This is a genomic window from Shewanella colwelliana ATCC 39565 (assembly GCF_000518705.1).
Lineage (GTDB): Bacteria > Pseudomonadota > Gammaproteobacteria > Enterobacterales > Shewanellaceae > Shewanella > Shewanella colwelliana.
On sequence record NZ_JAEC01000017.1, the window covers coordinates 39,813 to 63,436 of the forward strand.

Consider the following 23,624-nt stretch of genomic DNA (forward strand, 5'->3'; position numbering starts at 1 on the left):
GTAGATTCAAGGTAACAAGGCTTACTTAAAACTGTCTGAAAACCTTGATGGTTCACGCTCATTATTCATGGTTTTCGAGGCGCAATTATATTTAATGTGCTTAATTGAGATTTGCGTTGTAAAAAGCGTGTTAAAGGTCTTTTTATACGCGGGGTTTACGCTGCTAAATTGCACGAGATAATGCTAGAATCTCAAGCTAAAAAATAAATAAAGGAAACTTTCCCTTGGCGCAGCTCTATTTCTACTACTCGGCGATGAATGCGGGTAAATCGACGTCTCTATTACAGTCTTCTTATAACTATCGTGAACGTGGTATGAACACCTTAGTGATGACCGCATCCATTGATGATCGTTATGGGGTGGGTAAAGTCGCATCACGTATCGGTATTGAGACCGATGCTCAGGTGTTTGGCAGTAATGATAATTTAAGTGAGATGATTCGTAGCGCCAATGAAGCACAAACATTGCACTGTATCTTAATCGATGAATCTCAGTTTCTCAGTAAAGAGCAAGTTAAGCAGCTGACTTATGTGGTGGATATATTAGACATCCCTGTGCTGTGTTATGGCCTTAAAACCGATTTCCAGGGGGAGCTATTTAGCGGTAGCCAATATTTGCTCGCATGGGCAGATAAGCTGGTTGAACTTAAAACCATTTGTCACTGCGGCCGTAAGGCGAACATGGTAGTGCGATTAGATGGTGAAGGTAAGCCGATGAAAGAGGGTGAACAGGTCGCTATTGGTGGTAACGAGAGTTATGAGTCGGTGTGCCGTAAACACTTCCGTGAGTTTTTGTGGGACTAATTTCACTTCTCTCACTGTATATTCACAAAAAGGTGACTTAAAAAGGTCTCTTTTATGTTGAGTGAGCCAAAGCTGTAAGTCCTGTATTTGATAAGAAAACCACCCAGTTGGGTGGTTTTTGATACTGACGCTATTGGATAGGTAATACTAAAACATCATCTCAGGGACATGCTCTGGTACGACAAGCTTACCTGCTGTTTTTTCAACGATCTCCTCAACGCTAACACCTGGTGCACGCTCAAGCAGGTGGAAGGCGCCGTCTTTGATCTCAAGAAATGCTAAATCAGTGAGCACTCGTTTAATGCAGCCATATCCTGTTAGCGGTAACTCACATACAGGTAACAGCTTTGAGTTGCCATATTTATCAGCGTGCATCATGGTGACAATAATATTGTCAGCACCAGCCACTAAGTCCATGGCACCACCCATTCCTTTGATCAGTTTGCCAGGGATCATCCAAGAGGCGATTGAACCGTTCACATCGACTTCAAATGCACCTAATACGGTTAAATCAACATGGCCGCCGCGGATCATGGCAAAGCTTTCCGCCGATGAGAAAAAAGACGCGCCAGCCACTGCGGTAACGGTTTGCTTACCCGCATTAATCAGATCGGCATCGATAGTCTCTTCAGTGGGGAACTCCCCCATACCCAGCAGGCCGTTTTCAGATTGCAGCATGACTTCCATGCCATCAGGAATATAGTTAGCAACTAACGTTGGAATACCAATACCTAGATTGACATAAAAGCCATCTTGCAGCTCTTGGGAAACACGTTGTGCCAGTTGTTCTCTTGATAAAGCCATGGTGTTTCCTCCTAGTTAGCCGCTGTTTTAACGGTACGTTGCTCGATGCGTTTTTCAAAAGTCCCTTGGATCACGCGGTCAACATAGATCCCCGGAGTGTGGATATGATCCGGATCAAGTTCGCCAGGTTGCACGATATGTTCAGCTTCTACCACGGTAATTTTACCTGCGGTGGCCATCATAGGGTTGAAGTTAGCGGCTGTTTTGCGGAACACTAAGTTACCCATTGTGTCGGCTTTCCACGCACGAACTAAGGCAAAATCTGCTGTGAGTGCAGGCTCTAGCACATAATGACGCCCTTCAATCTCTCGGGTCTCTTTGCCTTCAGCGACTGGCGTGCCGTACCCTGTTGCGGTAAAGAAAGCGGGAATCCCCGCGCCGCCCGCTCGAATTTTTTCAGCTAAAGTTCCTTGAGGCGTCAAGATAACGTTTAGCTCGCCCGACAACATCTGCTGCTCAAAGGTGGCATTTTCGCCCACGTATGAGGCGATCATTGTACTGATTTGACGGCTTTTAAGCAGCAAGCCTAAACCAAAGTCATCAACGCCTGCGTTGTTTGAGATTGCGGTAAGTCCGGTAGGACCCATTTTGACCATCTGCGCGATGAGCCCCTCTGGGATACCACATAAACCAAATCCGCCGACCATAACAGTCATGTTGTCGCTTAACCCTGCGAGTGCTTCATCGTAGCTGCCAACCAGCTTATTGAGTCCTGCCATTATAATTATCTCCTTTGAGAGTCATCCTAGACTAGGTCTAAGACTATTTATGCTGTTGTCGCTAGTGCGACCTTTGAACCCGAGGCTCTACCAATCGCGCGGCTAATACTGTTACCAGCGTCGATAAGTTGCTGAAGTTCGATACCAGTATCAATACCTAATCCATGTAACATATAAACGAGATCTTCCGTCGCCAAATTACCCGATGCGCCTTTGGCGTAGGGACAACCGCCAAGCCCTGCGACTGAACTATCAATCACGCTGACACCGGTTTCTAAACAGGCGAGGATATTGGCAAGTGCCTGACCATAGGTGTCATGAAAGTGAAGTGCGAGCTTATCAACGGGGACTTTATTGGCGACAGCTTCCACCATATTACGGGCATTTTTAGCTGTGCCAACGCCTATGGTGTCACCCAGTGAAATCTCATAGCAGCCCATTTTGTAAAGGATTTCTGCCACGCGAGCCACTTCGCTCACCGCAATATCCCCCTCATAAGGGCAACCCAATACACAGGACACATAGCCACGAACGCGGATATTGCTCGCGCTAGCGCGCTCCATTACTGGGATAAAGCGTTCAATAGACTCTTCAATTGAGCAGTTAATATTACGTTGGCTAAAGCTTTGCGACGCGGCGCCAAAGATGGCAACCTCATCGGCACCAGCGTCAAGCGCAAGTTCCAGTCCCTTTAGGTTAGGGGTGAGGGCGCTGTAGACCACACCGCTACGCTTGTTGAGGCGTTTGAATATCTCAGCCGAATCGGCCATCTGCGGTACCCACTTAGGTGATACAAAGCTGCCCGCTTCAATGCGGGTTAACCCTGCGGCACCGAGTTTGTCGATAAGCAGCAGTTTATCGGCTGTCGTGACGGCTTTCTCATTTTGCAGCCCGTCGCGAGCCCCAACTTCGAAGATGCTAACTTTAGTTGGCATCATGATGGTTTATCCTCTTTAGGCGTGACCTCTAACAGTAGCGCACCGTCGCTGACCAGTTCACCTGGTTCAAAAAAGAAAGCGTTAACTGTGCCATCAAATGGCGCTTCGATGGTGTACTCCATTTTCATCGCCTCCATGACCATTAAGCCTTGGCCCTGGGTGACCTCATTACCGACCTCCACCAAATGGGTCACAATAGTGCCATTCATCGGCGCTTTAAGCTTATCTTCACTACTGGATTGTTCTTCAATCACTTCGGTTTGAAGGGCGCGGTAGTGGTAGCTGCCCGTTGGTAAAAATAGGGTAAAGTCATCACCTTCACGGCTGACAGGAACTTTACTCTTATGACCATTGATCTCGGCATGCAGCAGATCTTGTTTAAGCTCGCCGCTGAGGATCAGTCGCTGCTCATTGAGCATTAGGTAGTAACAATCGCCCACTTGGCTTAAGGTGAGGTGCTGTATTTGTTGCTGATCATCAAGCAGTGACAACTGATGTATGCCGCTGCGATTTAGTCTAAACCCTGTGACCTCACCCCATGGTGAGTAGGGATCTTGGCTGTTTGTTGCGGTCAGCTTTGCCTGCTCTTTTTGCGCGCTTAGATGATAAAGTGCGGCCAGTGCTAACGCACTATTTTGCTCGCCACTATTGTCACCATCGAGATCTGCGCCAATCAGGGTTTCGCCGTAACGGTCTATGAAGTCGGTGCTAAAGTCAGCGTCACTAAAGGCGCGATGCTCAGCAATATTGGCTAAGAACTCGATATTGTGTTTTAGGCCACTGATTTGATAAGACTCAAGCGCATGCACTAAGCGTTGCAGTGCACGTGGCCTCGACTCATCCCAGACGATGAGCTTGGCGATCATCGGATCGTAAAAGTTACTGATCACATCGTTTTCGCGAATACCAGAGTCGATACGCACATAGCGGTTTTGCTCTGGTTCACGTAGAAAGTTCAACTTACCGCTAGCGGGTAAAAATTCATTTTGGGGATCTTCAGCGTAAATGCGCACTTCAAACGAGTGGCCGTGAATACGTACTTCATCTTGGCTGAGGGGTAACTCGCTACCGCTGGCGACCATTAACTGCCATTTGACCAAGTCTTGCCCTGTAACCATCTCGGTGACCGGGTGTTCGACCTGCAGACGGGTGTTCATCTCCATAAAATAGAAACTGCTGGCCTCGTCAGTGGCGTGGGTATCGAGTAGGAACTCGACCGTACCAGCGCCTACATAATCAATGGCTTTAGCCGCTGCCACTGCTGCCTCTCCCATGGCGCGACGTAAGCTGTCTGATAGACCCGGTGCTGGGGCTTCCTCTACCACTTTTTGGTGACGACGTTGAATTGAGCAGTCTCGGTCTGACAGATAGATGCAGTTACCTTGGGTGTCGGCAAATACTTGTACTTCCACATGGCGCGGCTGTCTTAAATAACGCTCAATCAGTAACTTATCATTACCAAATGAGGAGGCGGCTTCACGGCGGGCAGAGTTAATGGCCTCTAAAGCTTCCTTTTCAGACTCAACAATTCGCATCCCTTTCCCGCCGCCGCCATAGGCTGCTTTGATAAGTTGTGGGAAACCAATCTCTGTTGACGCCTTAAGGAGCGTCTCATCGCTCTGATCGTCACCATGGTAGCCAGGCACTAATGGTACATTGGCTTTTTCCATGATGATCTTAGCCGCACTTTTACTGCCCATGGCATCGATGGCATCGGCACCAGGCCCAACAAAGGCGATACCCGCTTGTTCACACTGGCGAGCAAAGCCTGCGTTTTCCGACAGGAACCCGTAACCTGGGTGAACGGCTTGGGCGCCACTGCGCTTAGCGATATCTAAAATTAGCTCACCTTTTAGGTAAGACTCGCTCGGTGCGCTGCCGCCCAGATAGAAAGATTCATCAGCCATGGCCACATGACGTGCATCTTTGTCGGCATCAGAGTATAAGGCTACGGTTTTTACGCCCATGGCATTGGCGGTCTTGATGATGCGACAAGCAATTTCACCGCGGTTGGCAATAAGTAATTTGGTAAACATAACTAGCGTGCTCCCGGGTTTGGCTTGGCAATAGGGTATTGATTCATCGTTGTTTTCATATCGCTTTCCAATCAGGCTTGCGTTTATCAAAAAAGGCGTTGAGTCCCTCTTGGCCCTCATTAGAGACCCTAATGCGGGCAATGCGCTCACTTGTATAGGCCAGCGTATCGGCATCGATAACCCCATCTTCGAGACGGGACAATAAGGTTTTGACCCATGCCATGCCCTGAGGACTGTTGCTCAATAGGGCTGCAATGATCGGCTCGGCGGCGGCTTCAAGATCGTCGCTAACTTCATGCACCACATCGAGCTTTAGCGCTTGCTCGGCGCTAAAACGTTCGGCGGTTAGCATGTAACGGCGTGACGCGCGTTGTCCCATGGTGCGTGCCACGTAGGGGCTTATTACGGCTGGAATTAATCCCAGTTTTACTTCGCTTAAACAGAAGCTTGCTCGTGTGGTGGCGATAGCGATATCACTGGCGCAGATTAAACCCAGCGCGCCGCCAAATGCAGCGCCTTGCACTAAAGCAACTGTGGGTTTAGGAAACTTATCTAATTTATGCATCAAGGTGGCTAGCGCATTGGCATCGGCCAAGTTTTGCTCAAAATCCATCTTTGCTTGTTTGCGCATCCAGTTGAGATCGGCACCGGCGCTGAAATTCTTGCCATTGGCTTTAAGCACTAATACTTGGCAGTCATCATTGCTGGCAAAGCCATCTAGCGCAGCGATCATCTCGCTTATCATCACCTCATCGAAGGCGTTGTGTTTGTCGGCGCGATTTAGCACCATCTCTCCCACGCCGCTATGTAAAGCGCAAGAGAGGTACTCAAATTGTGTGGTGTGTGGTGTGTTACTTGTCATGATATTGCTTCCTTAGCTGCAGGTCAGAAACTCGGTTAACTGGAGGTTCGCTTACATGCGGAACACACCAAACTTAGTCTCTTTGACTGGCGCATTTAAGGCCGCTGACAAGGCTAAACCGACAACATCACGTGTTTGTGCTGGGTCAATAATGCCATCATCCCACAAGCGTGCGCTGGCATGATACGGATGACCCTCTTTGTCATATTGCTCAACAATCGGCGCGCGAAACGCGGCTTCATCCTCACTTGACCATTCAACCCCTTTACGGGCAAGTCCGTCTCGGCGAACGGTCGCCAATACGCCTGCAGCTTGTTCGCCACCCATGACTGAGATTCGTGCGTTAGGCCACATCCACATCATGGTCGGTTCAAATGCTCGGCCACACATACCGTAGTTACCTGCGCCATAACTACCACCAATAATGACAGTGAATTTAGGCACGTTGGCACACGATACCGCAGTCACCATTTTGGCTCCGTGTTTCGCAATGCCTTCATGCTCATATTTTTTGCCTACCATAAAGCCTGTGATGTTTTGTAAAAACAGCAGTGGGATTTTGCGTTGGCAACATAGCTCAATAAAGTGTGCGCCTTTTTGCGCCGACTCTGAGAATAAAATGCCGTTGTTGGCCACGATACCGACAGGATAGCCATGAATACGGGCAAAGCCACACACTAAGGTTGCGCCATAGTTAGCTTTGAACTCGTCAAAATCAGAGTCATCGACGATACGGGCAATGACCTCTTTAACATCGAAAGGCTTCTTCAAATCGGTACCGACGATGCCGTAGAGTTCGTTAATATCGTACTTAGGGGGTTTAGCTGGGCTGAGTAAGCTTTCTATCTGCTTATTATGATTGAGACGTGTAACGGCTTTACGTGCCAGTTCTAATGCGTGTTCATCGTTTTGTGCCATATGGTCGGCAACACCCGATATTTTAGTGTGTACTTCAGCGCCACCGAGTTCTTCGGCCGTGACCTCTTCACCGGTTGCAGCCTTTACTAATGGTGGCCCCGCCAAGAAGATAGTGCCTTGCTCTTTAACAATAATTGACTCATCGGCCATGGCAGGCACATAAGCGCCACCTGCGGTACATAGACCCATTACCACTGCGATTTGCGGAATACCCAACGCTGACATTTGGGCTTGATTGTAGAAGATGCGGCCAAAATGGTCGCGGTCGGGGAACACCTCATCTTGACGTGGCAAGTTAGCTCCGCCCGAGTCCACCAAATAGATGCATGGGAGGTGGCATTGTTTGGCGATATCTTGAGCACGAAGATGCTTTTTGACCGTAATAGGGTAGTAGGTGCCGCCTTTAACGGTGGCGTCGTTAGCGATGATCATGCATTCGACACCACTAACACGGCCAATACCCGCAATGATCCCTGCTGCGGGCACGACATCATCGTAAACTTGATAAGCGGCAAACTGTGAGATCTCTAGAAAAGGCGAACCCGAGTCGAGTAGTTTCTCAACCCGCTGGCGTGGTGATAGTTTACCGCGCGCCAGATGGCGCTCCATGGCGACAGGTCCGCCACCTAGCTCTATGTCGGCGAGTTTAAGTTTAAGATCGGCGACCACATCGCTCATCTGTTGATGCTTAGCTTTGAACTCATCGCTGCGGGGGTTGATTCTACTGCTCAGTTGCGTCACGGCAATGTTCCTTTTTAATACTGTGAAGGTCTCGATAAGCGCGGTGGCTTACCCGTTGGCCGAGCAGTGCTCGGCCTAGTAGAAGCTAAGCCTATTTCGACTCGTTGAACAGTTCTCGGCCAATCAACATACGGCGAATTTCCGAGGTGCCTGCGCCAATTTCATACAGCTTGGCATCACGCAGTAAGCGACCCGTCGCGTATTCGTTAACGTAACCGTTACCGCCAAGTAATTGGATAGCATCTAGGGCCATTTTTGTGGCCAACTCGGCTGAGTAAAGAATAGCGCCAGCGGCATCTTTGCGGGTGGTTTCACCGCGATCGCACGATTTAGCAACGTTATAGATGTAAGATTTTGCCGCGTTCATACCTGTGTACATGTCTGCGAGCTTGCCTTGAACTAGCTGGAATTGACCAATAGACTTACCAAACTGCTCACGTTCATGGATGTATGGCACCACAATATCCATACAAGCCGTCATGATGCCAAGCGGCCCACCAGACAACACGACGCGCTCATAATCTAGGCCGCTCATCAGTACCTTAACGCCATTGTTGAGGCCACCTAGGATGTTCTCTTCAGGTACTTCGCAATCTTCAAACACAAGTTCACAGGTGTTTGAGCCGCGCATGCCCAGTTTGTCTAGTTTCTGTGCTTGACTAAACCCTTTGCTGCCGCGCTCAACGATAAAGGCGGTGATGCCGTGGGCACCTTTGTCTAAATCGGTTTTGGCGTAGATAACATAGGTGTTAGCATCGGGGCCGTTAGTGATCCACATCTTATTGCCGTTGAGGATATAACGATCACCCTCTTTACGAGCATGTAGCTTCATCGACACCACATCTGAGCCAGCATTGGGCTCGCTCATGGCCAAAGCGCCAATATGTTCGCCACTCACCAGTTTGGGCAGGTATTTAGCTTTTTGCGCTGCGTTGCCGTTGCGGTTGATCTGGTTAACACATAGGTTAGAGTGCGCGCCATAGCTGAGACCAATTGACGCAGAGGCACGTGATATCTCCTCCATCGCGACGACATGAGCAAGGTAGCCCATGTCTGCGCCGCCATATTCTTCGGGGACGGTAACCCCTAATAGTCCCATGTCACCTAGGACTGGCCAGAGTTCATTTGGGAAGGCATTTTCCTGATCGACCTTGGCAGTGATAGGGGCGATTTCGTTGGCTGCGAAGCTTTGCACTGCATCACGCAGCATATCGACATCTTCACCAAGGCCGAAATTTAGAGAGGAGTAGAGTTGAGTCATTGTTTTATCCTACAGGTCTATTTTTTATAATTTTTTTAATAATGATTGTTTTAGTATTCGTTGCTTGTGTTAATTTTGTATGGTCTACGCTAACAGATGATTATTGCTGTTGTTCAAGCGCTGCACGGCATTGCTGCTCGGCGGAGTTGAGTTCCATTAGCACTACTTTGATATCATCCATCTGCTGCTGCAGCGCCGATTTTTTATCTTCAACGAGCTCAAGCATGGTATGCAGTTGGCTAGAGCTGTTTTTGTCGGCATCGTAAAGCTCAAACAAGCGACGTGTTTCCGCCAAGGAGAAGCCGAGGCGTTTACCGCGTAAAATCAGTTTGAGGCGTACCCTATCTTTCAGACCATAGATGCGAGTTTGCCCACGACGCTTGGGCTTTAGCAGGCCTTGGTCTTCATAAAAGCGGATACTACGGGTGGTGATATCAAACTCTTTCGACAGCTCGCTAATCGAATAAGTGGTTTGGGGGCTGTGTTTGTCACTCATCAAAAAAATACCATAACAATTAACATTCATTGAACGATATATGAAGTTTACGTAAAGGTAAAGATTTTAGGTTTGTCAATTGGGGTTAATTATTGATTTAGCTGTCAGGATTTTGTGACGTAAAAGGGCAATGCTTTTTTGCTGAGATTTAGCTAACCAATTAATTAAAATCAATAAAGTTAGTGTTTAGTTAGTTTTTCTTTCAAGTGTGATATTTCTCCTCGTGCTGTTTGATCTACTTTAGGGGTTATCCCAAGGTCTAATGGGCAATGTGTGGCCTTTGTTCATAATGGCTGCAATGGTCTGATGGCGGATAACGCTGTTGTGCCAACCAAACACGCAGGAAGGGGTAGTCGACAGTCAATGTGACCATAGTGTCAACGGCTGTCATGGGGAGACGGTCACATGAAGGAATTGCATAACCAGTTACATCAAGAATCAATTAATCATCCAGAAACCTTTTGGGCAAAGGCTGCTGATGCCTTGAGTTGGCAAACGCCGTTTGCCAAGGTGCTCGATGCTAGCGACGCGCCAATGTATCGCTGGTTCAGCGGCGGGGAGCTTAATACTTGCTATAACGCCGTGGACAGGCATGTAGAGGCAGGTCGAGGTGATCAGGTTGCTATTCAATATGTTAGTCCGGTGACAGATACCGAGTATGGCATAACCTATAACGAGTTACTGGCGCAAGTGAGCCGTCTAGCAGGTTACATGGCAAGCCAAGGAGTGACTAAGGGGGATAGGGTGATCATCTATATGCCGATGATCCCTGAGACCGCTTATGCGATGCTGGCTTGCGCGCGTCTTGGTGCCATTCATTCGGTAGTGTTTGGTGGTTTTGCTGCCAATGAGCTGGCGACACGCATTAATGATGCAAAGCCAAAAATGATCTTATCTGCCTCTTGTGGTATCGAACCCTCAGGTGTCGTGGCTTATAAACCTCTGCTTGATGATGCAATTGCTCAGGCAAGTCATCAGGTAGAGCAATGCCTTGTTCTGAGTCGCTCGCAGTTGCATGCTGATTTAGTGGCGGGACGGGATGTGGATTGGCAAAGGGCGATGGCCGATGCGCCAAATATTGATTGTCAGCCCGTTGCTGCCACTGACCCACTCTACGTGCTTTATACCTCAGGTACTACAGGGCAACCAAAAGGCGTTGTGCGGGATAATGGCGGCCATGCCGTGGCGCTCGCTTGGTCGATGAAGAACATTTATGACATTAATGCTGGCGATGTATTTTGGGCGGCCTCAGATGTGGGTTGGGTCGTTGGCCACTCATACATTGTTTATGGTCCCCTATTAGTCGGTGCGACCACCTTGCTATTTGAAGGTAAACCAGTCGGTACTCCCGATCCTGGTATTTTTTGGCGCACCATAGCCAACTATAACGTTAAGAGCTTCTTTACTGCACCGACAGCGATTCGCGCAATTAAGCGTGACGATCCCGATGGTGATTTTTTAAATGATGTCGATTTAAGCGGCTTACAAACCTTATTTTTGGCGGGTGAACGTTGTGACCCAGATACCTTACATTGGGCTGAGCAGCGACTTAATAAACCTGTTATCGACCACTGGTGGCAAACGGAGACAGGTTGGCCTGTAGCGGCAAACATGATGGGCACAGCACCGGTTCCGGTTAAGGCCGGATCGCCAGCGTTAGCCGTGCCTGGTTATGACGTGCAAGTGGTTGATGAGGTGGGCGAACAGGTACCAGCTGATCAAACGGGTAATGTGGTGATTAAATTGCCATTGCCCCCAGGTACCTTGGCAACCCTTTGGCAAAATGAGGCGCGTTATAAAGAGAGTTACCTGTCGATGTACCCGGGATTTTATCTTACCGGCGATGCGGGTTACATGGATGAAGAGGGCTACCTTTATATCATGAGTCGCATTGATGACATCATCAATGTTGCGGGTCATCGTCTATCGACGGGGCGTTTTGAAGAAGTGTTGTGTCAACATGAAGCAGTAGCTGAGGCTGCGGTGATCGGTGTCGATGATAAGCTCAAAGGTCAGGTGCCGTTGGGACTGGTCGTTCTGAAGAAGGGGTGTACCTTAAGTGATGAACAACTCTATAAAGAGTTGATTGCTATCGTTCGTGATCAAATCGGCCCAGTGGCTTCTTTTAGGCTGGTGAGCGCGGTACCTAAATTGCCCAAGACACGTTCGGGTAAAATTTTGCGCGGTACCATGCGTAAAATTGCCGATAATCAGAACTATAAGATGCCCGCCACTATTGAGGATCCCTATACGTTAGAGTTAGTGCGCAATGCATTGACCCGCATGGGATACGCCGATGCACATGTATAGCGAAAAAGTCACTTAGCATCAACTAAAGGGCCTTTTGGCCCTTTTTTAACGTCATTTTTTAAAAGAGACTTTATTCATTGTTAAAGAGTGATGTAGCTTAGCGAGACACCTTGTTTAGCAATCATGGCGACCAAAGATGAAGTATAGTCATTTAGGCATCCCAACGACTGAATCTTTTGAAGGCGAAATTGATATTCCGCATCTTCAATTGACTGTATCAGATCACCTTAATAACCCATATGGGATTCAATGGATGCGCTTTTGGCCGGATGCACCCTATCCTGAATTGGTTAAAACCGTGCCACATGCTGCATTTGAAGTTGATGATCTCGTTGCAGAACTTAAGGGAAAAAATGTGCTGATTGCCCCCAACTCGCCTAGTGACGGGCTACTGGTCGCTTTTATTGAGGTAAACGGGGCACCTGTAGAACTGATGCAATATGTGAATACAGCAAAGATAAGTCGGTAAGGAATCAATATGATGATCAACTAAGTTGGTAACATGGTTATTGAGCCAATCCATCGGGCGACCTGTGTTTGCGGCGCAGTTGAGTTAGCATTGACCTTGCCAAACGGTATCGAGAATCCTCGGCGTTGCGGTTGCTCTATTTGCAGAAGGAAGGGCGCTATCGTTGGCTCTGTGGCGTTAAGTGGTATTAACCTTGTTAAAGGAGCCGAGTTTTTGAAGGCTTATCAATTTAATACCTGTATAGCCAAACACTACTTTTGCAGCCAATGTGATATCTAGACTCATCACCAACGTCGTTCGAATCCCTGTGAGTATGGATTCAATAGTAGCTGTTTAGAGGGGGTTAACCCGTTTGATTTAGGTGATGCCGTGACGAATGACGGGGTTAATCACCCCGCAGATAGAACTGAATGAAATTGGGCAACAATCTTAGCTTGACGGGACTGCTTGCCATCAAAGTTAACGTTAAGGAGATTATGTGACATTTGAAGTGATTAACGAAGAAGATACGCAGGTGTTTGACACCTTGGTTGCAGGCGTGCGGCAGCACAATATTGAACATATTAGCGCCGAAACTTCTAAGCCGTTATCTGTGGTGTCACGTGATGGAGCTGGCAATATTATTGGTGGTGTGTCAGGGCGAACCGTTTATAAAAACTTCCTTATAGGCGTGCTTTGGGTCGATAAGGTGGCCAGGGGAACGGGGCTTGGTCGTCAATTAATGGCATTGGCTGAAGCAGAAGCCAAGCAGCGCGGCTGTGTAGTGGCTCAGGTTGATACCTTGTCAGTACAAGCGCCGAAGTTCTATGAAAAACTGGGGTTCGATGTTGTGGGCAGAGTACCGAGTTTTGCGGGTAGCCCTGAGCGGTTTTTTATGTTGAAACAATATCAGTGATAGATAGCGGATTTCGCTATTGTGTCTTGGGGTAAACAGGCAAGATCTTAATGCATAAATCGATATCATTAGCAGCGTATGTAAAAAAGCGTAATGGGGTGCCACTTGGCGAATCTGGCTCGATGCGCAATATGTTGCAGCGCTCATTGGGGGCTGGTAATTTTTATTTCTTTTGGCGATATTGGAACCCTATTTGGGGCTATTATCTGTCGCGGCAAGTTATGAAGCCACTAAGCTATGCGTTACCCATCTGGTTGGCGACCATTTTGACCTTCAGTGTCAGCGGGGCATTGCATGATTTAGCTGTGATGTTAGTAAAGTGGCAACTCGTTTTCTTATTTACGCCCTGGTTTACGCTGATGGGAATAATCGTGGTGTTGTCTAAGCAGTTTGACTGGTCTTATGCAGGTTTCCCTTGGGTAGTGAGAATGTTGTTTAATGTTGCCTTTATTGGCGGTAGTCTCATGCTAGTGCACTGGGGGCAGTCGTTGATAGGATAAGACGAGCTTGATCTTATCTCGTTGGACTCTAGCTGCTGTATAAAGTACATAAATTCATAAAAATAAAGGATGTAGATTCATTATGGTCAACAAATTAATAGGTATTGCGTTCATCGCGGTCGGTGTCGCGTTGGCGGTGTGGGGCTATAACATTTATGATTCGGCGACGTCTCAGATAAGCCGCGCATTCAGTGGTGATACGCCACTTGAAGCGTGGGCTGGTATGGTGGGCGGCGGAGTATGCGTGCTGTTAGGTATAGTTAAGTTAAAATAGTCTTACGCGATAACGAAATGAAAAAGCCGACTCATCATAAGTCGGCTTTTTAACCGTTAAGTAACGAATTTAGGCGAGTTTTACCACCATTTTGCCGCTGTTCTTACCTTCAAATAGACCGATGAATGCATTTGGTGCTTGCTCAAGTCCTTCGTAGATAGTTTGCTCAGCTTTGACCTGACCACTCGCTAACCATTGCCCCATCTGCTTGGCAAATTCAGGATAGTGTGCCCAGTGCTCAAATACGATAAAACCTTCAATCTTCAGTTTTTTCATGATGATGTAGGCTAGATTACTCGGTCCTGGTGTGGGGATAGTGTCATTGTACTGTGAAATCATGCCACACACGGCGATACGGCCATGGTCGTTCATGTTATCCAGCGCTGCAGAAAGGTGCTCGCCACCTACGTTTTCATAATAGACATCGATACCTTGTGGCGCAGCGGCTAATAATGCGGCGCTTAAATTATCAGTGGTCTTATAGTTAATCACTTGTTCGACGCCCATGGCTTTTAGGGTCTCAGCTTTTTCATCTGAGCCAACAGACGCGACCACCTTTGCTCCCATTAACAGCCCAAGCTGGCAGGCTACACTGCCCACAGCACCAGAAGCTGCTGACACAAAAAGTGTCTCACCTTCTTTGAGTTCGGCAATACGGTTAAGACCTGTCCACGCCGTCATCCCAGGCATTCCCAGCACGCCAAGAAAATGTGATGGGCACAATGGCGTTTCAGGTAACAGGGTATGGTCGCTGCCGTCTGTTATATAGTGACTGCGCCAGCCATTCATGCTGCTCACTTTGGCACCGACAGGAAAATCAGCATGGTTAGATTCGATTATCTCGCCGATGGCACCGCCTTCAAGCACCTCGCCCAGTGCAAATGGCGCGATGTAACTTTTTCTATCAATCATGCGGCCTCGCATATAGGGGTCGACAGACATCCAGAGATTCTTCACCAAAAACTCACCCGCTTTGATTGGCGCTAGGCTGGCATCAGTGAGCGAGAAGTTTGTTAGGCTTGGCATGCCTTCGGGACGAGAATTCAAAACAATTTGTTGTACGTTCATAAAAAACCTTTTTACTTTGTGCGCTAATTAATTGTGGTGCACTCTACAACCATCTTGTGTACAATGCAAATGCTTTGCGCGCAAAGTAAATGTGACGCTAGACTATCTGTTTTGCCGAGATTGACACAAGGCTTACTGCATCATAGTGTGCAAAATGCGGCTTTCAGTATATAGAGATAAATAAGTAATCTAGGGTAATGACAGTGACTGAACAATCCATTCCATCGACATCCGTTGGTGATGAAACGGCAAGCTTAACCACAGGCAAAGGCTTGTCTGATAATGTTTGCTTTGCACTTTATACTGCGTCCAATGCGCTGGTTCGTGCTTATCGCCCATTATTGGAGCGCTGTGATCTCACCTATCCGCAGTATTTGGTGATGCAGGCGTTATGGTTTGAAGATGACGCAAGTTTGACGGCGCTGTCGCTGGCGACTCGACTTGATCTGGGGACCTTGACCCCTATTGTCAAACGATTAGAAGCAAAAGGCTTGGTGGCGCGTAAAGTGGACCTGACTGACGAGCGTAAGAAGGTGATTAGCGTCACTGCGGCAGGCGTAGCCCTTAAGCAAGAGGCCTTGGCGCTGAAACAGGTGTTACTCGAGAAGGTAAGTATCTCAGAGCAAGAGATTGCTCAGTTGCGCGATCTCTGTCTGACTTTGACTCATGATTTGAATCAAAAGTAGTGTTTTGATTCAACAAATTGTGCTTATTTTTTTTGAGAATACACTGTTCGCTACTGTGTTCAGTGATTCGAGATATTGCCTAGTAATTAACTTACCAATTTTTGTATAATCCCCGCCAATTTATTGCCTATCAACAGTGCAATGTCATGAGCGTGGTTGTAAACGAATACAAGCGCCTGATTTGACTAAACTTGAGCTGAAAACTATAACAGATAGGCGTCTACAACCTCTGTTTCCCGTGGGAAAATCTAATGCAAAATCACCCAGACCTTCTCGATATAGGTGTGATTGGCTTAGGTGTGATGGGTAAAAACCTCGCACTGAACATTGCCGATAATCACTACAACGTTGCCGCTTTCGATCTCGATACTCAAAGAATCGCTGGGCTGCTAAAGCAGGAGAAAGATGAACGGCTTGCAGGCAAAGCACAACGGATTGAAGGCTGTAGCAATCTTTCAGAAATGTTGTCTAGACTCGCAACACCACGGGTATTGGTGTTGTCCGTGCCAGCGGGTGGGCCCGTTGATGGTGTGTGTAACGCACTGATTGAGGCGGGGATTGAGTCAGACGATATTGTCATCGATACGGGTAATAGTCTATGGACTGATACCGTCGCGCGTGAAGCACACTATGCAGGGAAGTTTGTCTTTTTTAGCTGCGCAGTGTCTGGCGGTGAAATGGGCGCGCGTTTTGGTCCATCGTTAATGCCAAGTGGTGATGCAAAAGCGTGGGATAGGATTAAACCTATTTGGCAAGCCATTGCGGCTAAAGTCGACCCGACGACAGGCTTACCCATCGAACGTCAAGAACCAGGTAATCCCGTGACAGAAGGGGAACCTTGCACAACCTACATTGGTCCTGCTGGCGCTGGCCACTACGTTAAAATGGTGCACAACGGTATTGAATATGCCGACATGCAACTTATTTGTGAAGCATATCAGCTATTAAGCGATGCCTGTGGCATGAGTGCCAGTGAGATTGGTCAGGTGTTTGCGCGTTGGAACAAAGGGGACTTAAACAGCTATCTGATGGAGATCAGCGCCGATGTGCTGTCTCAAGCCGACCCGATTACGGGTAAACCACTGGTGGAGATGATCCTTGATAAAGCGGGCCAGAAAGGCACAGGTTTATGGACCGCAGTCAGTAGTTTGCAAATCGGCTGTCCAGCGCCGACCATTGCCGAGGCCGTTTATGCGCGAGCGGTTAGCACCCAGAAAACCCAGCGTCAGCAGTTAAGCAAACTGTTAGCGGGCCCGCAGCCGATGAAAATGAGCGCTGAAGAGCAGGCTCAATTTATCTCGCAGTTAGAAAATGCCCTCTACTGCGCCAAGATTGCCTGCTACGCCCAGGGGTTTCAGCTAATGGCGATGACGGCAAAAGAGAAACAATGGCAATTAGACTTTGCTGAAATCGCTAAGATTTGGCGTGCAGGCTGTATTATCCGTGCCACGTTTTTACAATCCATCACCAAGGCGTATCAACAGGCCAGTGATCGCGGTGAAGAGCTCGCTAACTTGCTGATGGCTGACAGTTTCAGCAATGCACTGTCGGCAAAGCAGCTAGATTGGCGTCAAGCGGTAGCCAAAGCCATTATTGGTGGCGTGCCAGTGCCGTGTATCGGTTCTGCTCTGGCGTATTATGACAGCTATCGCTGTGAAACCTTGCCCGCCAATCTGCTTCAAGGTCAGCGTGATTTCTTTGGTGCTCACACCTTTGAGCGCATTGATGCACCAGCCGGTGAAAAATATCACCTTAATTGGAGCCATAGTGAGCGCACGATAGAGAAGCGATAAGCGCAAAAACATTATGATAAATGCTTAAAGGCCGCCATCTTGGGAAAGAGGGCGGCCTTTTCATTATACCCATCATTACTGGGCGGCAGCATTAACCACCGCAGGTGCCACTTTCATAACAGCTTGGTTTACGCGGACAGGTTGAGCCTCGAGAGCAAATTAATCGGGCTTCATTATCTATACCTCGTTCAACCCAATTGATGTTGAGGATTTTTGCAACGCGCTTGATATCTGTTTTTATGCTGGTGGGTAAGTTCGCCGAGCCACCATTATCAACGCAGACCTTTTTGAGTTCGTGAGCGATGGATTGTGCATCGCCACCTTGCGCTTCGATAGCAGGGTTCAGATCTATGCCTGCACACAACACATGAGGGTTGCCCGCTAAATCACTAACACGAATTGATTCGCAGCAATAGATTTTGGGTTCGGCAGCAACATCCAAAATTGATATCTGCGCTGATGAGCCCGTTGACGCGGCATTAATCATGCGAAACACAGCCCAATGTTGGCAAGGATCTTCGACTTGACGCATATTGCCCCAGGGCAGCGGGATACCGTTACCGCGATAAACGGCTTTGAGCTTACCTGGTGAGTACGCATCAAAATAGTGCCAATGGCTATAGGGAGAAACCGCTGTCATACGCCGCATGGCAACCGATGGTGAAACCCCCACAAGTTTAGCGACGTCAATTTCATAACCATGGCGGTCGAGCAGTTGTCTAAACGGGACTTTAGGGCAGAGCAGAGCACCGGCAAAAAAGCTGGACTCAAAATCACGCCACGCATGCAATATGTCCTGGGCATCGACCGTAGATGATTGCGGCGCGTTAAAGGTCTCCTCGCCAAGGCTAGTACCGTGGCTGCGACCAGCAATCATCACGCTCTTCAGACCATCTTTATTGTGTAAAACGCTGTGGCCAATATGGACCGCAAGGTCATATTTAAGGCGGTTGGTATGGGATTTGAGTAACTTATTAAGGTAGATTTTATTAGGCAGCTCAAAGTAGGAGGTGATGATATGTTGCTCGCTAGCACCGGCCTCTTTGACTATCTCTAACGGGGCTTTGTTAAACCATTTGATGGTGAGCCCTAGGCGTTCAACAATACCTTGCAGATCCTCAAGGCTCAGCGGCATACGCTTAAGCCCTACCTCTTCGGCAGCTCGTTCAAGATCTGGGAAGTGATTTTGGTGATGTTCCTGATGCGCTCTGATTAACAGATGAGCAAATTGTCGGCCGCTAATACCGGTTTGTGACAGCATCTCGGGAATGGCAATCTGTAAAATTTCATTAGAAAATAAAAAGCTGGGCTCCAGTGCCATGCCGCTAATTCCACCACGAGAACCTTTTACTGGCGTGATCGCTTGCTCTTCTGGAGCATCGTCGAGGAACCAGTCGACCTCTTTTTGAAATACTGCGGCTATTACCGCTAACATGCCCGCACTGGGTACTCGCTTACCCCTTTCTATCATAGATAAGTAGGAGACAGAGGGTGCGGAGTCGGCATCGACTCTGACACAGCGAGCCGATAGATCTTCCATGGTCAAATTATTTCGTTTTCTAAGGTTGCGGATCTTAGTGCCTAGAAAATGTGACTTTCTCATCAAGCTGGTTGTTGTCTTCATTTTGTAAAATTCACACTGTGAAATTTCTATTGTGAAATTGTAATGAAAAAAGCGCTAGACTACAAATTAAGCAATCAGGGAAGTTTACTGGATGCCCAATTAGCCTAGTTTGGCAGGGTTCATTCACTGAATTCTTGAGATGCAAAACGCGAGCGATACCCTACTAAGTCACTAATAAAAGGATGAGGCTATGAATATTCAGGCAGCGCAACATAATCTAATAGACCAAAGTATTTACAACTTCATCAAGCAGGTAATACCTATGACATTGAGCAACGGAAATACAGCCATAGATCAAACCAACCAAACTAATAATACGATGGTTTATGCCAAGCAGATCCTTGACCAGTACTTTCCACTCAGTGTCGGCTCACACCAGGATGTGTGTAGTTATGTGATTTACTACAACCAGCTACTCGCCTTTTTTGCCGATGGCACTCAAAGTGGCCTAGAGCAGCCCAAGCAGTTTGTGGCATTAACGGGTCATAAGTGCGAACCAACCTCTTTGGTACTAAAGAATAACGGCTTCCATGTTGAGATCTCCATCGATCGTCGTGGCACGCAAGGCATTGAAGACCTTGCTGGTATTGATGATGTGCAAGTAGAAGCGGCACTCATGACGATTGTAAACAGTGAACAAGCACCGAATAAACGCAGTTGGAGCAGCCTTGTCACTGGACAAGCAGGGTGTAGTGGTAAGCAGTTTACAGCTAAAGATGGTAGTGACTACCAGTTATAAGCTAGGGGATGCTCGCTAGATAGCAAACGCCAGTCGATAGACTGGCGTTTTTTGTGGTTGCGCTTACTGAATGGCGATTAACCCAGCACTAAAGAGTGCACTAAAGATAACCGTTAATTTAGCGGTTCTCCCCAACAGCGGATTAAGCGCCTCGCCAGAGGTTTGGCTAAACTCGCTATGCAGTTTGCGGGCTAATATAATCGACAGTCCCGCTAGTAGTACGGGCATGCCAGGTAAAAAACCCAGAAAGAAACCACCAATAATGAGAGCGAATGGCAGGTAAACCAGTGCTTGGTAGAGCACACGGGCCTGACCTTCACCAATCTTAACGGCCAAAGTATGTTTACCCGCTTTGGTGTCGGTAGGAATATCGCGGGTGTTATTGACTAACATTACCGCGGCATTGAATAGTCCGATAGCACTGCCTAGCAGCCAAGCGGCACCACTGGTGTCACCGGCTTGTAAAAAGTAACTGCCAACAACAGCGACTAGGCCAAAAAAGATAAAGGCCGCAACTTCACCCAGCCCGTGAGAGGCTAACGGATAGGGGCCACCACTATAACCCAATGCTCCCAGCACTGATGCGGCGGCTAATATCGCAATCGGCCAGCCGCCGTGGTAGATGAGGTAAGAGCCAACAGTTAATGCCAATATTAAGCATAACCCCATCGCATTACGCACTTTTTCCGGCGAGAGTAAGCCACTTTGTGTGACACGTACAGGACCCAAACGCTCTTCGGTATCGACCCCACTTTTAAAGTCAAAATAGTCGTTTGCTAGATTTACGGCAATCTGCAATAGCAAAGCACAAAGCATTGATACAGCCGCGACTAGCCAGCTAAATTGGTCTAAATGTAGGGCGAGAGCGTTGCCCACCAGTAATGGGCCAATCGCTGCAGGTAGCGTACGGGGGCGGGTAGCAAGGATCCAAGGATTCATTATTATAGTTCAATTATGTTAGGTGAAAGGCAGAACGCTTTAAACCAACAGCATAGCAAAAAATGGCAATCTGCTGAAGCGCTTGTATTGGCTTATTGTGAACTCTCCCTGTTAATTTACGCAGATTAATAGCGGGCTATCTGCTTAAGAGTTAAGCGATTTGTCAACAGCTGTTAATAAATTGTGAAATCATGATCGGGCGCACATACATCGGCTTCAATTTGGTGAAATTTGTCGATAGCTTCAAAGAATAAGCTGATGACATGTGCTGTTATAAGGCACTGTAGTGTGCAAGGTTATCTCTCTATAAATTATTGTATCTAATTGGTTTATATTGTTTTTACATTAATTAGGTGGGTCTGTATTGAGCGTGCACATGTAAGCTGATGTTGAATAAGGAATTAAGCTGATGCGTTTTGATGATCAAGTTGCTGTGATCACTGGAGCAGGAGCTGGCTTAGGAAGAGCTTATGCTATCGCCCTCGCTGAGCGTGGTGCTCGGGTTGCACTCATTGATTCAGGTTGCGCCGATAGTCGCTATCCTAAAGAGCTGCGCTCAGGGCTTGATAACACACTAAGAACGCTGAAGGAGCTTGGCGCTACAGCGGTGAGTTATCGAATCGATGTGCGAGATCATGATGCTGTTGTCACTATGATTGAGTGTTTGCAGTCATTGTGGGGACGTATCGATATTTTGATTAATAATGCCAGCATTCATCAACCCTGCGCATTTGATGCGCTTACCATAGAGCAATGGCAGCAGCAGTTAGATGTCGATGTCAACGGTAGCTTTTACTTAGCCAAAGCGGTGTGGCCACTAATGAAGTTGCAGGGATATGGCCGAATAATCATGAGTGGCGCGGCCAGTGGTCTCTATGGTGATATGCATGAAACCTGCTTTAGTACCAGTAAAATGGCATTAATGGGCTTGGTCAATAGTTTGTCTATTGAGGGAAGAGAGTACAACATTGGGGTTAACTCGATTACGCCCCATGCATTAACCGACATGACGGCCAGCCATTTAGCCCCTTCGGTTAAACCGCTATTTTCAAAGTCTTCGGTCAATGCCACCATGTTATACCTAAGCTCAAAGTGGGCACCAACGGGTCAACATTTTCTGGTGGCTGCTGGCAGTGTCAGTCATGGTATGTTTACAGAATTTCAACCGCTTAGAATTGGCGAAGATGATTGTAAGCCTGAAGTTATCCACGAAAATTGGCATACCCATTATCAGCAACTCCCAGTGGTGTTGCATCAAAGTGGCGAAGAGCAGATAACGGCTTGGGCCAAACGCAGCGCCGCAGAGCGTCATGTGGTTATCGAGTAATGGTTATGTTGGTTTAGGTTACAGGGTTAAAATCGCAGCGACGCTAGCAAGATAATGGCTAACTAAGGTAAGCTTACCGGTCTATATTTTTGTGGTCGGTGGGATCTCATGAGCCAAGTGTTAAATGATCTATTGTCGCTGCTCTCTCTAGAGCAGATAGAGGTTGGACTGTATAGAGGACAAAGCCAAGATTTGGGTTTTGGCCATGTCTTCGGTGGCCAAGTGATGGGTCAAGCCTTAAGTGCTGCCGCGCAAACGGTAGCGGCAGACCGACAAGTTCATTCATTTCACTCCTATTTTTTGCGTGCTGGCGATGAGAAACTCCCCATTGTTTATGATGTTGAAATCATGCGAGATGGCGGCAGTTTTAGCGCTCGTCGTGTCAAAGCGATTCAAAAAGGTCGGCCTATTTTTTATATGACTTGTTCATTCCAACGTCATGAAGAAGGGTTTAATCATCAGAGTCAAATGCCAGAGGTGCCAGGACCTGATGGGTTGCTCAATCAACAAGAACTGGCAATGACACTTCGCAATAAAGTGCCTGCAAAAGTGTTAGAGAAGTTTATGGCCGACTCACCGCTGGAGATGCGTCTAGTTAACCCCAGCGATCCCTTTGCGCCTAAAGAGAGCGAGCCTAAACGCTATGTTTGGATCCGTGCCAATGGTAGTATCCCTAACGATCTCTCTGTACATGAGTATCTACTGGCTTATGCATCAGATTTTAATTTCTTGGTTACCGCAGCGCAGCCACACGGTGTGTCTTTTGTGACCCCAGGAATGCGTATGGCTACCATAGATCACGCCATGTGGTTCCACCGCCCCTTGGATCTTAATCAATGGCTACTTTATGCCATTGATAGTCCTAATGCTGGTGGGGGTAGGGGCTTTGTGCGTGGTGAGTTTTATACCCAAAGTGGTGAGTTAGTTGCGTCAGCCACCCAAGAGGGATTAATGCGTTTAGTGAAAGATTAAACCGTTACTAGGATATAAATGAATATGAAAGTGAAAAGTGTAATCGCGTTTTTTTGTCTGTTGCTGTTAAGTGCGTGTGTGACTGTTGAGCCTGAGCCACCGGTGATTATTAATGGTGCGGCGGGGTATTTGGAAAAGGTCAACTTGCCTCAAGGTAGCTCTATTACCATTGCGGTGATCGATTTGGACACGCCTGGCGCTATCATCGCACAGAAGTCGTTTAATATTGCCAGAGCACCCGTGCCCTTTAAGTTTACCTTTGATGCTGAAACCATTGACAGCAAAGTTAATTACGGTGTGGTAGCCATGATTCAATATCAAGGTAAGGTGATCTTTCAAACCTACGACAAGTTTCCTGTGATAAACAATGGTAAGTTCACCACTGAAGTACTGATGAAATTGGTAAATAACCGATAACTAGTATTATGAGCTATTGATTAAAAGGAGCTA

General features: G+C 47.6%; 23 protein-coding genes and 1 pseudogene. 13 read left to right on the top strand and 11 right to left on the bottom strand.

Annotated features, from left to right (window positions below; genetic code table 11):
* Positions 1-224: 224 nt before the first annotated feature.
* Positions 225-803, top strand: coding sequence for a thymidine kinase (locus L876_RS0109095; protein WP_028763521.1), 579 nt, complete (start codon positions 225-227; stop codon positions 801-803).
* Between the two features lie 147 nt (positions 804-950).
* Here the strand turns inward: L876_RS0109095 and L876_RS0109100 are convergent, their stop codons facing one another.
* The 8 genes from L876_RS0109100 to L876_RS0109135 all read right to left on the bottom strand — a co-directional run bounded on the left by L876_RS0109100 (position 951) and on the right by L876_RS0109135 (position 9,578).
* Entirely contained in the window at positions 951-1,607 is a 657-nt protein-coding gene (locus tag L876_RS0109100) for a 3-oxoacid CoA-transferase subunit B (RefSeq protein ID WP_028763522.1), read from the bottom strand.
* A gap of 11 nt (positions 1,608-1,618) precedes the next feature.
* Entirely contained in the window at positions 1,619-2,326 is a 708-nt protein-coding gene (locus tag L876_RS0109105; protein WP_028763523.1) for a CoA transferase subunit A, read from the bottom strand.
* Positions 2,327-2,373: 47 nt separating this feature from the next.
* A complete protein-coding gene (locus L876_RS0109110; RefSeq protein ID WP_028763524.1) occupies positions 2,374-3,264 on the bottom strand; it encodes a hydroxymethylglutaryl-CoA lyase in 891 nt (296 codons plus the stop codon).
* Positions 3,261-5,300: an acetyl-CoA carboxylase biotin carboxylase subunit gene (locus L876_RS0109115; RefSeq protein WP_028763525.1), complete on the bottom strand. Its 2,040-nt coding sequence runs from the start codon at positions 5,298-5,300 to the stop codon at positions 3,261-3,263. The genes L876_RS0109110 and L876_RS0109115 overlap by 4 nt, the downstream gene beginning before the upstream one ends.
* A 55-nt stretch (positions 5,301-5,355) precedes the next feature.
* Entirely contained in the window at positions 5,356-6,162 is an 807-nt protein-coding gene (locus L876_RS0109120) for an enoyl-CoA hydratase-related protein (protein WP_028763526.1), read from the bottom strand.
* Positions 6,163-6,213: 51 nt separating this feature from the next.
* On the bottom strand, positions 6,214-7,821 hold the full coding sequence (locus L876_RS0109125) for a carboxyl transferase domain-containing protein (RefSeq protein ID WP_028763527.1): 1,608 nt from the start codon (positions 7,819-7,821) through the stop codon (positions 6,214-6,216).
* Positions 7,822-7,912: 91 nt separating this feature from the next.
* Positions 7,913-9,082 carry an isovaleryl-CoA dehydrogenase gene (locus L876_RS0109130; RefSeq protein ID WP_028763528.1) on the bottom strand — a complete coding sequence of 390 codons (1,170 nt, stop codon included), beginning with the start codon at positions 9,080-9,082 and terminating at the stop codon, positions 7,913-7,915.
* 100 nt (positions 9,083-9,182) lie between these two features.
* Positions 9,183-9,578, bottom strand: coding sequence for a MerR family transcriptional regulator (locus L876_RS0109135; RefSeq protein WP_028763529.1), 396 nt, complete (start codon positions 9,576-9,578; stop codon positions 9,183-9,185).
* 405 nt (positions 9,579-9,983) lie between these two features.
* Here L876_RS0109135 and L876_RS0109140 point away from each other — a divergent pair, with 405 nt between their 5' ends.
* The 6 genes and pseudogenes from L876_RS0109140 (at position 9,984) to L876_RS0109165 (ending at position 14,026) form a co-directional block, all read left to right on the top strand.
* Positions 9,984-11,888 carry a propionyl-CoA synthetase gene (locus tag L876_RS0109140; RefSeq protein WP_051413046.1) on the top strand — a complete coding sequence of 635 codons (1,905 nt, stop codon included), beginning with the start codon at positions 9,984-9,986 and terminating at the stop codon, positions 11,886-11,888.
* 136 nt (positions 11,889-12,024) lie between these two features.
* Positions 12,025-12,357 carry a VOC family protein gene (locus L876_RS0109145; RefSeq protein WP_028763531.1) on the top strand — a complete coding sequence of 111 codons (333 nt, stop codon included), beginning with the start codon at positions 12,025-12,027 and terminating at the stop codon, positions 12,355-12,357.
* A gap of 33 nt (positions 12,358-12,390) precedes the next feature.
* Positions 12,391-12,771: pseudogene (locus L876_RS23010) on the top strand (GFA family protein).
* A gap of 64 nt (positions 12,772-12,835) precedes the next feature.
* The gene (locus L876_RS0109155; protein ID WP_028763532.1) at positions 12,836-13,252 is read left to right on the top strand and encodes a GNAT family N-acetyltransferase; all 417 of its coding nucleotides are present in this window, start codon (positions 12,836-12,838) and stop codon (positions 13,250-13,252) included.
* A gap of 50 nt (positions 13,253-13,302) precedes the next feature.
* A complete protein-coding gene (locus L876_RS0109160) occupies positions 13,303-13,752 on the top strand; it encodes a hypothetical protein (protein ID WP_028763533.1) in 450 nt (149 codons plus the stop codon).
* 82 nt (positions 13,753-13,834) lie between these two features.
* Positions 13,835-14,026 carry a DUF3185 family protein gene (locus tag L876_RS0109165; RefSeq protein ID WP_028763534.1) on the top strand — a complete coding sequence of 64 codons (192 nt, stop codon included), beginning with the start codon at positions 13,835-13,837 and terminating at the stop codon, positions 14,024-14,026.
* A 69-nt stretch (positions 14,027-14,095) separates the two neighbouring features.
* Here L876_RS0109165 and L876_RS0109170 read toward each other — a convergent pair whose 3' ends face one another.
* On the bottom strand, positions 14,096-15,094 hold the full coding sequence (locus tag L876_RS0109170) for an NADP-dependent oxidoreductase (protein ID WP_028763535.1): 999 nt from the start codon (positions 15,092-15,094) through the stop codon (positions 14,096-14,098).
* A 203-nt stretch (positions 15,095-15,297) separates the two neighbouring features.
* Between L876_RS0109170 and L876_RS0109175 the strand changes: the two genes are divergently transcribed.
* Positions 15,298-15,780: a MarR family winged helix-turn-helix transcriptional regulator gene (locus L876_RS0109175; RefSeq protein ID WP_028763536.1), complete on the top strand. Its 483-nt coding sequence runs from the start codon at positions 15,298-15,300 to the stop codon at positions 15,778-15,780.
* 251 nt (positions 15,781-16,031) lie between these two features.
* Positions 16,032-17,573, top strand: coding sequence for an NADP-dependent phosphogluconate dehydrogenase (gndA, locus tag L876_RS0109180; RefSeq protein WP_028763537.1), 1,542 nt, complete (start codon positions 16,032-16,034; stop codon positions 17,571-17,573).
* Positions 17,574-17,664: 91 nt separating this feature from the next.
* On the opposite strand, the gene L876_RS0109185 is transcribed toward gndA, so the two are convergent.
* Positions 17,665-19,197 (bottom strand): DUF3612 domain-containing protein, encoded by a 1,533-nt coding sequence (locus L876_RS0109185; protein WP_028763538.1) that lies wholly within the window; start codon positions 19,195-19,197, stop codon positions 17,665-17,667.
* 190 nt (positions 19,198-19,387) lie between these two features.
* On the opposite strand from L876_RS0109185, the gene L876_RS0109190 reads away from it, so the two are divergent.
* Entirely contained in the window at positions 19,388-19,936 is a 549-nt protein-coding gene (locus L876_RS0109190; RefSeq protein WP_028763539.1) for an aldolase/citrate lyase/malate synthase family protein, read from the top strand.
* Between the two features lie 63 nt (positions 19,937-19,999).
* On the opposite strand, the gene L876_RS0109195 is transcribed toward L876_RS0109190, so the two are convergent.
* The gene (locus L876_RS0109195; protein ID WP_028763540.1) at positions 20,000-20,875 is read right to left on the bottom strand and encodes a 1,4-dihydroxy-2-naphthoate polyprenyltransferase; all 876 of its coding nucleotides are present in this window, start codon (positions 20,873-20,875) and stop codon (positions 20,000-20,002) included.
* 409 nt (positions 20,876-21,284) lie between these two features.
* Between L876_RS0109195 and L876_RS0109200 the strand changes: the two genes are divergently transcribed.
* The 3 genes from L876_RS0109200 to L876_RS0109210 all read left to right on the top strand — a co-directional run bounded on the left by L876_RS0109200 (position 21,285) and on the right by L876_RS0109210 (position 23,591).
* Positions 21,285-22,202 (top strand): SDR family NAD(P)-dependent oxidoreductase, encoded by a 918-nt coding sequence (locus tag L876_RS0109200; RefSeq protein ID WP_028763541.1) that lies wholly within the window; start codon positions 21,285-21,287, stop codon positions 22,200-22,202.
* 108 nt (positions 22,203-22,310) lie between these two features.
* Positions 22,311-23,174 (top strand): acyl-CoA thioesterase II, encoded by an 864-nt coding sequence (tesB, locus tag L876_RS0109205; RefSeq protein WP_028763542.1) that lies wholly within the window; start codon positions 22,311-22,313, stop codon positions 23,172-23,174.
* A gap of 18 nt (positions 23,175-23,192) precedes the next feature.
* Positions 23,193-23,591 (top strand): YbaY family lipoprotein, encoded by a 399-nt coding sequence (locus L876_RS0109210; protein WP_028763543.1) that lies wholly within the window; start codon positions 23,193-23,195, stop codon positions 23,589-23,591.
* Positions 23,592-23,624: the final 33 nt, after the last annotated feature.

Excerpts from the sequence above, each read along its gene's own strand:
- L876_RS0109105 (WP_028763523.1), bottom strand. The coding sequence starts at position 2,326 with ATGGCAGGACTCAATAAGCTGGTTGGCAGCTACGATGAAGCACTCGCA.
- L876_RS0109160 (WP_028763533.1), top strand. The coding sequence starts at position 13,303 with ATGCATAAATCGATATCATTAGCAGCGTATGTAAAAAAGCGTAATGGG.
- L876_RS0109110 (WP_028763524.1), bottom strand. The coding sequence starts at position 3,264 with ATGATGCCAACTAAAGTTAGCATCTTCGAAGTTGGGGCTCGCGACGGG.
- gndA (WP_028763537.1), top strand. The coding sequence starts at position 16,032 with ATGCAAAATCACCCAGACCTTCTCGATATAGGTGTGATTGGCTTAGGT.
- L876_RS0109195 (WP_028763540.1), bottom strand. The coding sequence starts at position 20,875 with ATGAATCCTTGGATCCTTGCTACCCGCCCCCGTACGCTACCTGCAGCG.
- L876_RS0109145 (WP_028763531.1), top strand. The coding sequence starts at position 12,025 with ATGAAGTATAGTCATTTAGGCATCCCAACGACTGAATCTTTTGAAGGC.
- L876_RS0109210 (WP_028763543.1), top strand. The coding sequence starts at position 23,193 with ATGAATATGAAAGTGAAAAGTGTAATCGCGTTTTTTTGTCTGTTGCTG.
- L876_RS0109100 (WP_028763522.1), bottom strand. The coding sequence starts at position 1,607 with ATGGCTTTATCAAGAGAACAACTGGCACAACGTGTTTCCCAAGAGCTG.
- L876_RS0109170 (WP_028763535.1), bottom strand. The coding sequence starts at position 15,094 with ATGAACGTACAACAAATTGTTTTGAATTCTCGTCCCGAAGGCATGCCA.
- L876_RS0109190 (WP_028763539.1), top strand. The coding sequence starts at position 19,388 with ATGAATATTCAGGCAGCGCAACATAATCTAATAGACCAAAGTATTTAC.
- L876_RS0109115 (WP_028763525.1), bottom strand. The coding sequence starts at position 5,300 with ATGTTTACCAAATTACTTATTGCCAACCGCGGTGAAATTGCTTGTCGC.
- L876_RS0109185 (WP_028763538.1), bottom strand. The coding sequence starts at position 19,197 with ATGAAGACAACAACCAGCTTGATGAGAAAGTCACATTTTCTAGGCACT.
- L876_RS0109140 (WP_051413046.1), top strand. The coding sequence starts at position 9,984 with ATGAAGGAATTGCATAACCAGTTACATCAAGAATCAATTAATCATCCA.
- L876_RS0109165 (WP_028763534.1), top strand. The coding sequence starts at position 13,835 with ATGGTCAACAAATTAATAGGTATTGCGTTCATCGCGGTCGGTGTCGCG.
- tesB (WP_028763542.1), top strand. The coding sequence starts at position 22,311 with ATGAGCCAAGTGTTAAATGATCTATTGTCGCTGCTCTCTCTAGAGCAG.
- L876_RS0109120 (WP_028763526.1), bottom strand. The coding sequence starts at position 6,162 with ATGACAAGTAACACACCACACACCACACAATTTGAGTACCTCTCTTGC.
- L876_RS0109130 (WP_028763528.1), bottom strand. The coding sequence starts at position 9,082 with ATGACTCAACTCTACTCCTCTCTAAATTTCGGCCTTGGTGAAGATGTC.
- L876_RS0109200 (WP_028763541.1), top strand. The coding sequence starts at position 21,285 with ATGCGTTTTGATGATCAAGTTGCTGTGATCACTGGAGCAGGAGCTGGC.
- L876_RS0109135 (WP_028763529.1), bottom strand. The coding sequence starts at position 9,578 with ATGAGTGACAAACACAGCCCCCAAACCACTTATTCGATTAGCGAGCTG.